Source organism: Bacillus gaemokensis (genome assembly GCF_001590835.1).
GTDB lineage: Bacteria > Bacillota > Bacilli > Bacillales > Bacillaceae_G > Bacillus_A > Bacillus_A gaemokensis.
In genome coordinates this window covers 1-14305 of record NZ_LTAQ01000070.1, presented here as the reverse complement: position 1 = coordinate 14305, position 14305 = coordinate 1, and the positions used below count along the sequence as shown (strand labels likewise).

The 14305-nt window shown below is 36.5% G+C and carries 12 protein-coding genes, 1 pseudogene and 1 other annotated feature; all 13 genes and pseudogenes read right to left on the bottom strand.

The genetic code is table 11. The features are described 5' to 3' along the window. Positions 1-344: 344 nt before the first annotated feature. Complete coding sequence (locus AZF08_RS27260; protein WP_082246102.1) at positions 345-947, bottom strand: nucleotidyltransferase family protein; 603 nt, start codon at positions 945-947, stop codon at positions 345-347. Between the two features lies 1 nt (position 948). Then, positions 949-1899, bottom strand: a complete 951-nt coding sequence (locus AZF08_RS27255) for an XdhC family protein (protein ID WP_033675641.1) — start codon at positions 1897-1899, stop codon at positions 949-951. A gap of 2 nt (positions 1900-1901) precedes the next feature. Next, the gene (locus AZF08_RS27250; RefSeq protein ID WP_033675643.1) at positions 1902-2366 is read right to left on the bottom strand and encodes a (2Fe-2S)-binding protein; all 465 of its coding nucleotides are present in this window, start codon (positions 2364-2366) and stop codon (positions 1902-1904) included. Then, positions 2366-3205 (bottom strand): FAD binding domain-containing protein, encoded by an 840-nt coding sequence (locus tag AZF08_RS27245; protein WP_033675645.1) that lies wholly within the window; start codon positions 3203-3205, stop codon positions 2366-2368. Before AZF08_RS27245 ends, AZF08_RS27250 begins: the two co-directional genes overlap by 1 nt. After that, complete coding sequence (locus AZF08_RS27240; RefSeq protein ID WP_033675646.1) at positions 3192-5543, bottom strand: xanthine dehydrogenase family protein molybdopterin-binding subunit; 2352 nt, start codon at positions 5541-5543, stop codon at positions 3192-3194. The genes AZF08_RS27245 and AZF08_RS27240 overlap by 14 nt, the downstream gene beginning before the upstream one ends. Positions 5544-6165: 622 nt before the next feature. After that, the gene (locus AZF08_RS27235; protein ID WP_033675648.1) at positions 6166-6393 is read right to left on the bottom strand and encodes a hypothetical protein; all 228 of its coding nucleotides are present in this window, start codon (positions 6391-6393) and stop codon (positions 6166-6168) included. Beyond that, positions 6390-7586, bottom strand: coding sequence for a Ger(x)C family spore germination protein (locus tag AZF08_RS27230; protein ID WP_033675649.1), 1197 nt, complete (start codon positions 7584-7586; stop codon positions 6390-6392). Before AZF08_RS27230 ends, AZF08_RS27235 begins: the two co-directional genes overlap by 4 nt. Further along, entirely contained in the window at positions 7583-8698 is a 1116-nt protein-coding gene (locus AZF08_RS27225; RefSeq protein ID WP_200875224.1) for a GerAB/ArcD/ProY family transporter, read from the bottom strand. The genes AZF08_RS27230 and AZF08_RS27225 overlap by 4 nt, the downstream gene beginning before the upstream one ends. 2 nt (positions 8699-8700) lie before the next feature. Beyond that, entirely contained in the window at positions 8701-10263 is a 1563-nt protein-coding gene (locus tag AZF08_RS27220) for a spore germination protein (RefSeq protein ID WP_033675651.1), read from the bottom strand. A 350-nt stretch (positions 10264-10613) separates the two neighbouring features. Next, entirely contained in the window at positions 10614-10742 is a 129-nt protein-coding gene (locus AZF08_RS32315) for a hypothetical protein (RefSeq protein ID WP_338059092.1), read from the bottom strand. Between the two features lie 9 nt (positions 10743-10751). Continuing rightward, positions 10752-10814 (bottom strand): annotated as a pseudogene (locus tag AZF08_RS32310) (GNAT family N-acetyltransferase); the annotation flags it as partial. A 229-nt stretch (positions 10815-11043) separates the two neighbouring features. Beyond that, complete coding sequence (locus AZF08_RS27215; RefSeq protein ID WP_033675652.1) at positions 11044-12069, bottom strand: serine hydrolase domain-containing protein; 1026 nt, start codon at positions 12067-12069, stop codon at positions 11044-11046. A gap of 74 nt (positions 12070-12143) precedes the next feature. Continuing rightward, a complete protein-coding gene (locus AZF08_RS27210) occupies positions 12144-13388 on the bottom strand; it encodes an MFS transporter (RefSeq protein ID WP_033675655.1) in 1245 nt (414 codons plus the stop codon). Positions 13389-13473: 85 nt separating this feature from the next. Continuing rightward, positions 13474-13730 (bottom strand) — a binding site (T-box leader). Positions 13731-14305: the final 575 nt, after the last annotated feature.

Here is a 14305-nt window from a genome sequence, read left to right as displayed (position 1 = left end):
ACCCTCGCTAAAAATTAAAAATCACAAGATAATTCTTTTAAAATTGCTAATCCTTTTGAACAAAACCTGTTTTCAGGTAGAGACAACAAATCGTATTACTAATTAACACGCAAACTATGGTAAAGAAGTAGGAGGTATTACCATTTCCGAGATCATAAAAAAGAATCATTTTTAAATGATTCTGCTCGTCATATTTACACTTATAAAGGAAATATTCAACTTCGGAGAAATAAAGTGAAACTTCCATCAGCGGGGGCTTTATCCCCCCACCTAAAGTCTTCAGCTCTCTCATGATTTTGAGGTTGGGGCCTAATCCTCTTTAATGCGGGATAAATTCTTCCTTATCAATCCGCATATTCTTGTTTTACCTGCTGATATTTTTCCCATGTATCTACATCAAAAAACATTCTCTCGCTTTCAGACAACAATGAAATTCCATTTATTGTAGGCTGCGTAAAAATTGCACGTGCCCCTTCATCTCCTTTTAATGCTTGAAAAAGCGGAAACACCTTTTCTGTAAATAAAACAGGCGGTTGTCTTATCCCTCTATAACTAGCTGCTACAAAATGAATGTTTTCATTTTGCTCACAGCAACTTATCATTTTATTAATAAATTCAGCTGTCACAAATGGTTGATCAGCCAAAAGAACAACGACTCCATCTACATGCATCCGTTTCACCTTCTCAATACCGCATTGAAGAGAGTATGACTGTCCTCTATAAGAATTTGGACAAGAAAGAATGTGCACATTTTCGTGGCACATTCTTTCTAACATCCAGGTAGGTTCATTCGTAACCACAATAATATGTGTGAGCCATGAAGAAATTGCTGCTTGTAACGCTATGTTCCCAAGTGGTTTCCCTTGTAATGGAAGGTACAGTTTATGTATTCCTGGACCCATCCTCCGACTGTTTCCAGCAGCTAAATATATCCCAGCAATCTTTATTTTACTTCCCCCTTAATTCTTGAATGATTTCAGCTATTATACTAATCGCAATTTCTGTTGGACCTTTTGCTCCAATTGTAAGTCCTACCGGAGAGCGAAGAGGTTTTGATATTGTTTTTCCTTCTAATAGACGTGCAGTACGATGGCGTGGACCTAAGATACCAATATAGCGAACGCATTGTTCACATAAAAGCTCAATCAATTGTTGGTCGCGCTGAAAATGATGAGTCATAATCACAACAAAATCTTCTTCTCGTAATAGAAGTCGCGGTACAATCTCTTTCGGAAACCCAATCATACAAGTATCTGCACTCGGGAAATTTAAAGTATTACATAATGATTCACGCCAATCACAAACTGTTACGAAAAAGTTTACTTCTTTCGCAAACCGAACGAGTGGTTTTGCGTCCTCTCCTGCTCCAAAAATAAAAAGACGTGGCTTTGGCATGAAATGTTGATAATACCATTGATCATGTAAATCATGTAAAGAAAGAGGTGAAAATGGAGCCTCAGCATTCCCAAACGTATCACCGTTCTCACATATAAATAAAGTTTGTAGCAAAGAAAGATCTTTTATCATCCGAACAGAAATGCCTTTCTTGAGATACGTATATAGTGTTTGTAAAAAAGCTTTGTACTCATCATCTATATGTTCGACTAATATATGAACGATACCGTTGCATCCCATCCCCCAAGATAAATCATCTTCCGCTTTTGTATTAAACTGATGAATAGACCAGGTTTGATTCGCTATTACTTCTGCCGCATAAAAAGACACCTCTTCTTCTAAACAACCCGCACTTAACATTCCAACCTTTGTTCCATCTTCACAAAAAAGCATGATTGTTCCTTCTTTGCAATATGCGGAGCCTTCCACATGAATAATTGTTGCTAAGGCACAGCGTTGTTCACAAGATAGTAATACTTCTAGTACAGTATGAACAGAAGTCATAATTAATTCTCTCGCTCCTGTTGTAAGACAGATTTCACAGCTTCTTCAATCTCTTGGTAACTTGTACACCGGCAAATATTAGAACTTAACCATTCTTCAATAACTGCATCATTCACATCCATTTTTTGTGTGACGAGCGCATGACAATTCATAATAAACCCAGGCGTACAATACCCACACTGGAAAGCCCATTTTTCTTCAAAAGCTTGTTGAATAGGCGTTTCTCGTAAACCTTCAATCGTTATAATCTGCTTTCCAATTGCTTCCACAGCTAACATAATACAAGACTTAATCGGTATCCCATCAACAAGAACTGTACAAGCGCCACAATCACCATTTTCACATCCCGGCTTGGCTCCTGTTAAATCGAGTTGATGCCGCAATGTATATAATAGCGTATCCGCCATTCTGACAATTACTTCTCTGTCCTCCCCATTCACTTGAAGAATAAATTGTCCCTTTCCCATTATTCTCTCACTCCTTCAAGCTTTATCAGTACATCGTAAAGCACATGTTTCAAAACAAAAATACGATAAGCACGTGAGCCTCGTATATCATCTAATATAAGTGCAGGAATATGAAGAAGAGCGCGTTCAATTCGCTTCTCTACAGGAACATCCCAATCATTTAACGCTGCTTCCATGGTGAGCGATCGAAATGGAAATGCACACAATCCACTAAATGCTATTCGAATGCTATCATCACTTTTTAGCGCAGAAACTGTTACAAGCGGGTAATCAATTTTCTCTAATTGTCTTTTTTTTACGCTATAATAAGGAAATTCCACATATTTTTGATCTGTTATAATTTGTATAAGAAACTCACCTTTTTGCAATTGTAACTTCTCAATAAACGCTTTCTGAGCCGGGATATGCTTTACACCTTCTCTTCCTGCAATAACAAATATACTATCAGCTAGTAAAAAAGGAAGCACTGCTTCTCTATATATAATTTTTCCTGCAATATTTCCACCAAGTGTAATTTTATTTCTTGCTGTGTGATCTGCTGCTCTTTCAGCGGTCTCTCCAAGAAGAGGAAATACTTTTGCATCTTGAACTTCTGTTAATGTTAATGTAGCTCCAAGGGTAAGCTTACGATCATTCCATGCACAAACATTGCATTCAGGAATATCCTTTAAATCAATCACCGCTTTCGTAACGATTTGCTGTAAGCGACCCATTGTAATAATTTCAGTGCCACCCCCATAATAAAGGGGGCTTTTCCCCTCTTCATCCAATTGATGAAATAACTGAATTGCTTCTTTAATGGAACACGGACGATAATATTCAAAGTCAAATGGTATCATACACACCATTCTCCTCCTCTTGTTTTACTTTCCAAATCAATTCAGGAGTGAGTGGTAATTGACGAAGTGAAATAATAGCTGCAATTGATAAAGCATTCGCTAAAGCAGCTGGCATACCGATAATTCCATGCTCTCCAAGTCCTCTTGAACCAAATGCAGCTTGGTCATGCGGTACCTCCACAAATTCAGCTATATATTTGGGGTGTTGACCATAATGTATCACTTTATAAGAACGAAACTGATCATTAAGAACTCTTCCATACGAGTCGTAATGAAACGTTTCTCTCGTCGCAAAACTTAATCCCATACTCATAGCCCCTATAATTTGTGTTTCTGCTCCTTTTCTATTTAAAATCCTTCCTGCATCTGCAACAGTTATTGCTTTAATTAATTTATATGTATACGTCTGTGGATCAAATTCAACCTCAATCGCTTGTGCTCCCACTCCCCATTCCGGTCCTTGTTGTCCTTTTCCTGTTTCATAATCAATCTTTGTAATCCCTTCAAAGACATAAGTACCTCTTCCGATTACTTGTGATCCAACTACCTTTCCACTCGAATCAACATATCCAAAAACAATTTTTGAAAAGGGCACATAAATATCTGGATTTGTTTTCACATATACAGTCTTGTTCGCAATTGCTAACTCATGTGCTGATGTTCCAAGTAAATGAGCAGCCGTATCCAGTAACTGCTTCATTGCATCTTCAGCCGCTTTTACAACTGCATTTCCAACAAGGTGCGTCGTTCGACTAGCAGCTGTTTTCCAATGTTTCGGCGCTACTTGTGTATTGACTTCCATCATGACAGATACATCTTTAACACTCATATTCATTTTTTCTGCAACCATTTGCGTCAAAATCGTTTTCGTTCCTTGCCCAATTTCAACAGCACCACAATTAATATTTGCACTCCCATCATTATTAAAGGTTAAAGTCGCACCCGCTCCAGCATTATTTGGTGTATTTGAATTTTTCCAAAAGCAACTAATTCCTTTGGCTCGTATCCTTCCATTTGGTAAAACAATTCGATTACTCTCTTCCCAACTAATAAGCGACTTCAACTTTTGTAGGCACGCCTTAATATCCCCTGTATTACTTTTAGTGACCAATACTTGTGTCGGTGTTGTATCTCCTAATTCAATTGCATTTTTTATACGAAACTCCAGCGGACATATGTCTACTTTATTTGCCAATATATCTATCATTCTTTCAATTACAAATGTATACTCAGCATGACCAAATCCTCGAAACGATGTCGCATATGGATGATTCGTGTACATACAGAGCGAATCACACGATACATGCTGAATTGCATATGGACCTGTACAGTCTAATCCAGCTGCCTTACTCATTGTCACCGCTCGATCAGCATAAGCACCACCATCAAATAAATAAAAAATCTCTGCAGCTTGTAACTTTCCATTCTTTGTACATCCAAGCTTTACTTTAGCCTGTAAACCAATATGAACAGGCGATGTTACAAAATCTTCTTCTCTACTATTTCGAATGATAACACGCCTTCCACCGACCGCTTTTGAAGCAAGGTAAGCTAAATACTCAAGTTGTACCGCTGTCTTTCCACCATACGCTCCCCCAACTAAAGGAACATGCACAATTATTTTTTCCTCATCAATTTGAAACGCTGTACTGAGCGATCTTTTAATTTCAAAAGGAGCTTGCGAAGTAGAATAAACAATAACCTCTCCATCTGGCTTAATTTCTACCTTCGCACATCGCGTTTCCATTGCAGTATGATCAGATTGCCTGAAGGAAAACGTTTCCTCGACGACGATTTCACTATTTGCAAATCCTTCTCGAATATCACCCTTACGAATTTTCGTTCTATTTGCAATGTTTGTATGTGCTTCAGGATATACTGCTTCTTCTAATTCATATTGTTCTACATTTTCATGTACGAGAATATCCCTTTCTAAATAAGCTTGCAGCGGGGCATGGACCACAGGGAGTTTCTTATATGTAACACGTATTTGCGTTACTGCTTGTTTAGCAATCGCTTCACTATCTGCTACAACAAGTGCAATAGGTTCACCAAAATACCGTACTTTCTCATAGGCTAAGATAGGACGATCTACAATACTAGAGCCGACAAGAATAGGATAATCTGCTCCTGTTATCACAGCATGAACACCAGGTATTTTCTTAGCTCTCCTTATATCAATGCTTTCAATAAAAGCATGAGCATATACACTCGTTAAAAGTTTTGCATATAAAGTGCCAACCTCTATCTCATCATTCACATACTTCACTCTTCCCGTTACCTTATCAGCACTTTCTTTTCGTTTGACGCTTTTTCCAATGATGTGATATTGTTTCATTCCACACCCCCTTGCTTATACTCTTTTATTAGCCTATTCGCAGCACACCCCATTTAGTACGAAAGCCTATGTAGTAGCACAATATCATTTTTGGAATTTTTCCTGACCTAGTGAACAATCAACCAGCATTAGTAAATAAAAAACAGAGGCACAAAGTAATTTCTGCAAACCGATCAACAACTCTCCAACAAGTTCATGTTCAAAGAATCATTCATGAATATTGGGGAGAATAAACGTATTAAAAGTCAGGTAGTTTTTATAACCACCTGACTTTTATGATTTATCATATATATTTGGGTAGCACGTACATCGCTATCAAGCTAACAAAAGAAATATCCCCAAAACAAAAATTTTATCTCTCTACAATTAATTAGCTACCAACCCATTTTTTCATTATATAAGAATCATATTAATACGATTTATTTTGTTCCGGAATTCATTATATATATTTTTAATGTCCACTAATACTTATAAGTATGTTTGGTTCGATTGCTATCCAGCTCCCGAATTGAAATTAATTCGAATAGCCGCCTATATGTTGAGTAATATCAAAATATAGGTGGCTATACAACATACATTGTAGAAAATCTATGGAAAAGCCTTAATAATGAATTGCCTTTTCTTATTTTGGTAGCATCTTCTCAAACGGTTCGAAAATAACTTGAATCATTTTATTAGGACCTGGCATATCTGGAAAGTGATTGAGCAGTATAGCCAGAATCCATCCAATCGCTGTCAAAGAAATAAAAACGAATTTATCCTTTTTTGGATAATGATTCATGTTGGGCCACTGATAGAGAATCATAAGACACACTAAGAACGTAATAGCAACAGTTGGCCCTATCTTCATTTCTTTCCCTCCTCTTGTTTAGGCAAACCTGCAGGTCTCGTGCCTACTCCTGGCCTCCGCACATGAATTTTAATATCTAATTCAACCTCTACTTGCGGAAAGACCTTATTCCACCGATCCTTCACTTTATCCCATTTTTCCGGATATTTTCGTTCAAAGGCTTCTGCAAAATGAAAAACATCCGCCTTCATTCCTTTTTGTACCTCTTCTAAAGTCTGAGTGATCCGCTGTTGGATAACCTTTGCCAATTTTTTTTGAAGCATTTTATTTATTTCCGGTTTCATAACATCCAAAGCAGTAGCATTCTCCACAATACTTCCTTCAGTTTTAATATTCGCTGTTATCTGCCATTTATTATTTTCAATTTTAGGAACTATATCTGTATGTGCTTGAATGAGTTCCACTGTTATAATCCCTCTTCCATTTTGAGGTTTCACTCCCACAACCGCTTCGTGAATTTCATCTCTTAACCAAAGGACCCCTTTTGTCATTTTTTGATCAATTTTCCCAATCATTTTGTCTCTCTTAAAAATGGATGTTTCAAGAATCGGGCCAAGTGTTTCTTTTTCTTCAACCTGTTCTAAATTTTTAGTTTTAATGTAAGGAAGAATAGCTCCACCTGCCTCCCCCGTAATCATTTGTTGAAAATCTTTTAAAGTAATAACTGCATTCATCCGTTCATCCGCAAGTTTCCGTAAGGATTGCCCTATGTATCCCTCAAGAGGAGACTGAAGTGTTAAAAGATGCGCTGCTTCCCCTTCACTGACAAATAAATATGAGCGATTCCGTGGTTCTGGGTGGCGTATAAGAAAGTCTATTTCATCATGAAGACCCTCTTTCGCAAGCTGCTCCCCAAAAATATAAACTCTACATTGTCCCCAGAAGAGCAAACGAGTGGTTTTTGCTTGAATTTTCGACATAGCATCCGTAATACTTTTCCCCAATGCAGTTCTCACTATTGTCGTTTTATTCTCTCCACCAGCTCCATGTTGGCCACTCTTCTCCCCTTGAGGAATCAAAATCTGAACCGACACTTTAAGCTGATCTTTGCTTTTATCAATGGCCATTGTTAATACCATTGCCATCTCATTCGTTTCTACTCGATCCCAACAACCCGTGAGTAGAAGAAAACATGTAAAAAAAAGAGGAACTAAGGGCGCATTTTTTCTGTTAATCGAGACATAACATTTCACTGTTGTCGCTCTCCCTTCTTTGTATTATGTTTCTTCCGAATCATAGCCAGAAACAGGAGGCATAATGGAATTACAATGAGGAAAAGCGGTTTATATAACGGACTCGCCGTTTTATAAAACTGCGTCATTTCCGGTATATTAGGATGTGCCCATATACCGAACACGATCATAAGCAAACCGTATGGAAAGACAACAGGACGATAGTCAGACAATTTTAACCATTGAGCAGTACCTAACGAAAGAGCATAATAGAAAACTGATATTTTAAGGAAAATCCCCGCCACCCAAACCACCATAATAAAGGCTTCTAGGTGTTCAAAAAAATCGCCAATGCGTATATACCGAGCTGCCTCAAACACCGGATAAAGGTAGCTGCTAGTCATCATTCCTCCAAATAAGAAAAGGACTGTCAGATTGATTACTACCATCGTGAGTGTAACGGCCAAAACGGAGATCATGCCCCATTTCTTTCCTTTCTCCCGATTTGTTAAGAAGGGTAATAAAAAAGCAATAACGAAGAATTCGGTAAACCAAGCTAATCCTGGGATCATCGCTCCCGATATAGAAGGCTTGATCCCATGCATCATGATGGGAAACATATTTCGGATCTCAAAGTCCCGCAGAAGAAGAAGCACCATAATGAATAAAGGAACAATAAATAGTGGGAGATAAAGTTGAGCCAGTCTACCCAATACTTCTATCCCCCCATGAACCACAAAGGCACAAAGCAAGGTAAGACAGGATATTATGACAATACGCGGTGTTTGCGGAAGAAAAGCACCCACTGTGAACTCCGCATATTGCCGTAGGAAATTACCGATATTCTCCAGCAAAAAAAATAGGTAAAAAAAACCAAGAATCTTTCCGAGCAGGCTTCCTAGAATTTGTTCGCTGTATTGAATAAACGTTTCGTCGGGATAGATCTTGTTAAGCCGGTAGGCAAGATATACTGAAAGAAAGCCCATGGATGAAGCAAAAATAGGGGAGATCCACATATCTCGTTCTGCCTCTCTCCCCATAATCGTAGGAACGGCCAGAATAGAGGTTCCCAAAATCATAGGATACGCTATGAGCCCCATCTGAATGGCGGAAATCTTTCCTTTCTCCAACATGTTTATTCACCTCCTTTTGAGGGAGCAGGCTTCTGACTGGGAGATTGCCGGTCTGAATCATACTCTCCTGTTAAATGGGGACGAGTATTCAACATCCACCAAGGTGCCCGGAATAATACGTCTTTCAAATCGCGCCCTTTGGTGGGAGCAATCGGACTCAGATAGGGAGTTCCAAAAGATCGTAAGCAACACAAATGGATACTAATTGCAATTATCCCGAACATGACTCCAAGTAATCCAAGCGTTCCAGCAGCGAACATTAGAGGAAAACGAAGCATCCTAAATGCTGTTCCTTGAACATAACGCGGAATCATGAAGGAAGAGATACCGGTGATAGCCACCACGATGACCATAATTTCGGAAACCAACCCAGCTTGGACAGCAGCTTCACCAATTACTAAGGCCCCCACAATACTAACAGCAGCCCCAACTTGTTTAGGAAGCCTGACTCCTGCCTCACGTAATGCTTCGAATGTAAGCTCCATGATAAGGGCTTCTACTACCGTTGGAAAAGGAACAGGCTCTCGTGATGCGACAATGCTAATTAACAACGTGCTTGGAACCATTTCTTGATGAAACGTCATGATGGCTACATATACGGAAGGACCCAGAAGAGAAACCCCAAGAAATAAATAGCGCATCCATCGAATACAAGTACTTATAAGAAATCGTTGATAATAGTCCTCTGGAGCCTGAAGCAATGAAAAAAACGTCACAGGCAAAACTAAAACAAAAGGTGTCTCATCTATTATGACGGCTACTCTTCCCTCCAGAAGACTTGCAGCCGCAACATCTGGTCGTTCTGTATTGATGATTTGAGGAAATGGCGAAAAAGAATTGTCCTCAATCAACTCTTCGATATATCCGCTTTCCAATACTCCATCCAGATCGATTCGTTGCAACCGATTTTGAACCTCTTCAAGCAGCCTTTGATCGACAAGTCCTTCGATGTAAGCAATCGCTACATCTGTTTGCGTATAGCGACCGATTTTCATTGATTTGAATTTCAAATCTGGACTTTTAATTTTTCTACGCAAAAGAGACGTATTGATTCTTAAAGTCTCCACAAAACCAGTTCTTGGCCCTTGGATCACACCTTCTGCAACGGGTTCTTCGATTGATCGTTTCTCCCATTTGGACAACCCTAAAGAAAGAGCCTGCTCCTCTCCCTCCATTAAAAGAAGAGGATTTCCTTGCAAAATCGAATCTATCCCTTCATGAACTTCATCGATTTCCTGTACATTGGCCACCGCAATCTTACTTTTCTTTAATTGATTTATAACGTCTTTTTGTTCTGTTATCTCCTGCATTAAAGGAGATAGGAGATTATTATCCATTTCTTCAAGATCCGATAAACCTTCAATATAAATGAGAACAGCATCAATTTGGTCTCCAATTAAAAAGGAACGGAAAACCACATCTGAACAATCAGTAAAAATCATTTGAAAAAAATGAAGATTTTTTTCTAAATTCGAAGAAATAGCTTGAGAATATTTAGGAATCTCCTTTTTTTGAGATAAGAGCGACCGGTTTTTTGATTTTATTCGTGGACTTCTTCGCAGCATGATCGTCTCTCCTTTAAATTGAAATAAATAAAGAATCTTAAGATACTAAATTATCCTAACCAATCTCACTTATATTTAATCGTATTTTCTAATGTCTACTTACTGTTATTCTTTTTTCCGCTCCTTTGATATCATCAATAACCTTCAATAACTCTCATTTGGCTCTGATGTAAATATATTGTTAGTTTGAAAAACATATATGAATTCCTCTCAGAACACTACCGATGCTGTAAGACCAAATAATTAATGAATTTCATGATTAAATAAATCATGGGATAGTACCACATTGTTATCAAGCTAAAAAATAAAAAGAAACCTAAGAAAATAAACATAGGCTTCTTTTTGCAACATTACTTAAGTTTAATGGTTAACATGTAATTAGCATTCTTTTGAAACTCATAAGATACTTTTACTTCTTCAATTGAACGAACAGCTAACAGAAGTTTACCGATGCCTTTTCTTCGATAATCTCTAGACACATAAAATCTTCTTAATCGTCCGATTTCTTGTTCGCTTGAAAAAGGATCTATATTCAATCCACCAAGCGCAATTAGGACACCTTCTTTATTAAAGACACCATATAAAGATTCTTCTGGCTTATTAAAACTATTTGTACCATTTCGATAATCATTAACTAACCTTCCAAGAAACCGCCCCCCTCTTCTTTGCTCTCTTCTATTAAATGGATTATATCAAGATCAAATAGATTTTTTATTCTTTTTGTTTCATAATCTTTCATAAATCCCTTCCAAATCTAATGCGAACTTTTCTAAAATGCACTTACAGTATTTCTTCTAGCCCTTTTATCATTTTTTCTGGACCAAATCCTTTATTTGAAATAATTACCAATTCGATTCCTGATTTAGGATAAACTGTTGAACGAAAGCTTACACCAGGATCATATCCCATAACATGGTATTTAAAGACATCTTTGTTTCGTGTCTCGATCCATATCCCGTATCCATAAGAGTGATTTTCTTTTACAAGTATATGAGGGGTTAATAGGATATCTGTATACTTTTTGCTTAATAGTTTATGGTCGAATAGTCCCTCCCATAGGTTCATCATATCTTGTGCTGTAACGAATGCTCCACCATCAGCCCCACCTTTAATAGGCAAAGAGTACATATTTGTTTTCCAACTTTGATTTCCCTTATCTTCTATATATCCAAAAGCGGTATTTTGAGGGAGATTATCAAAAGAAAAATAACCTGAATCTTTCATATTAATTTCTTTGAATATATATTTTTCGATATATTCAGTGAATTCAAGACCTGTTTGTTTTTCTATAATTAACCCTAATACGATAAATCCTGCATTATTATAATGGAATTTTTCTCCCGGTGTAAACATCATTCTATCATCTTGAAATAAAGGTAAAAAGTCACTTAAAGTTTTTAATAGATACATAGGTGTTTGCTTCCAAAGGTCTTCAAAATTATCCATAACACTTTCATCAAAATAGTCCGGTATTCCAGAGCTATGCGTTAAAAGATGGTGGATTGTTATATCTTTGTGAAAGTTAGGAAAATGTATATCTAAACAATCTATCAGTTTCGTATCAAAAGATACCATACCCTTTTCAACCAGTTGGCAAATCCCAATAGCCGTAAACAGTTTAGATCCTGAAGCGATTCCAAATCTTGTTTGAACAGTATTAGGTAGTTTTTCCGCTCTATTTGCATGACCAAACGCTGAGTCAAGAAACACCTCTCCCTCATCTTTCATTAATACAACTCCTGAAAAATCTATCTTATCAGTGATTTCTTTTACAACCTTATCAATTTCTTTTTTTGTTTTTATCATGAAATCATACCTCGTTTTTAAGTAGTTTTTTTCGTTAATATCTTCAATATTTAAATGATAACTCCCTCCCTATTTCAAATTTCTTTAGAACTTAATGGATGCGACGAATAAAGTTTTGTCTTCGATGGTAATACATTTAGCACGCATAAAACAATGGTTATAAATAACATTACAAATGCCCCAGCAATCACTACGACTTGAATAGAAATGAATTTTGTAGCAACTCCAAAAACAATGGTTGTAAGAATCGTGAGGATTGCTTTAAGTAATTCATACATACTTCCAATCCTCCCCATCATATCTACCGGTACATTGTTTTGATAAAATGTATAAAAGCCTGTATTTGCAAAAGCCATCGCAAAAGAAAGAATGAAGAAGCCAATAGCTGCTATTAAAAAATAATTTGAAAAAGCATAAATTATATACCCAATTGAAATGAATAATGATCCTATACCAATTAAAAAAGAAGTCGCTAATTTCTTTGTGAAAATGGTATTTATTATAGCTCCGACAATAATACCAGTCCCAGCAATGCTTACTAGAAATCCATATTGACTATCTGATAACAATAGAATTTCTTTAGAGAAAGATAATTCAAGTGAATCCATTGCTGCGGTAAATACCATCATTCCATGAAATAAAAAGTAAATTAATACGATATATACATATTGTCTACTAAAATGTAAAACTGTAATCCAATCTTTTTTCAATAATGTAAGAGATAGTTTGTTATTGGATGTATTTGAAAAAGTTTCTTTTTCAAGATTCGGCATAAGTAGCGTAATCATTCCAGATACAAACAATGCAATAGCATTCATGTATATAGCAAATCCAGGTGTACTAATGATTAAAAGTATACCTGCTATTGCAGGTCCAATTAGAAATGCCCCGGAGATTATTAAGCTACGAAGTGAATTAAAACGTTGTCTTTGCTCTGGGGGAATTAGCTTTGTCATATACGTCATAGCTGTTGGCTCATATATAGCGCTAGCCATACTTATAAAGAAAACCATCAAATAAATAAGCCAAATAGATGAAAGGAATGGTAAAACAGCGATGAATAATGCGCGATATATATCAAGATGAATCATTAACTTACGTTTATTTAAACGATCTATCATACTTCCCGTCCAAGCATTTGTAAATAAAGTAGCTAATGGTCTAATGACGTATAAGGCAGCTACGGCTAAAGGTGATCCCCCCATATTGTAGACTATAAGATTCAATACGATTAAATATATCCATGCACCAAGATTAGCAATACCGATTCCGGACAATAAAAGTGCTGGATATTTCCATGATTCTAATGTTTTTTTCATTTTCACTAGCTCCCTTCTAATAAAGAATTTTTAGCTATTTTCATTTTGTCCAATAAAAAAAATCCCACCCCCAAGACTTTAAAGTCTTGGGGGCGAGATTTATCATCGCGGTGCCACCCCAGTTTATTAATATGTCACCATATTAATCTTATCAGGTACGGCATTTTAGAAATGCTTATACCTTAGCTCAATAACGGGAGCTCCCGTTACACCACCCCCTTTTTAAAGGTTCCGATGTAATACTCAGAGGCTTGGTTCAATAAAGAATTCTTACTCCTTTTCAGCTACTGGAGCTCTCTGTGAAGAATTCATTTTATTTACTCTTCTCTTCATCGCATGTAATTTTTTAATATGTTATCATGGGTTCCTAATTTTGTAAACGGATTAAAAGTCATAATTTTTTATTTTATTAGTTTTTTTTGTGTATTGCTTGAATGGATTCGTGTTTTTTTGCTATCATGCTCGTTCATTCTAGAAATAATATTTATTATGTAATTTTCAATGTATCAATATCAATATTAGTATGAATATAGGTGCTAATATTGACAACGTGCCTTTTTGCTTGCTTTCATGAAGTATTTATATTAAAAAACAATTCGGTATATGAAATTAAGAAAAAGTGTGTTGTATCAATTTTTTTAGTTTGCATTTTGAGTTTTTGTATTATTTTTAAAATACGGTGCGTGAAATTAATCTTTTGATCCTTCAAAAAAGAACCTCTGTTTTTTGTAACTTTGAAATAAAGTTTGATCAGAATTTTTTTACAAATCCTTATTTAGTGTGAACGAAAAAGAATCCATTTTGAAAAAAGATGATATGCTCCCCATTAGGTAGACAGATAAAATATAAAAATCTGCTTATCTAAGGGGAGTATTTTTTATGGCTCGAATGAAATATTCTAAAGCTGAAAAATTGGC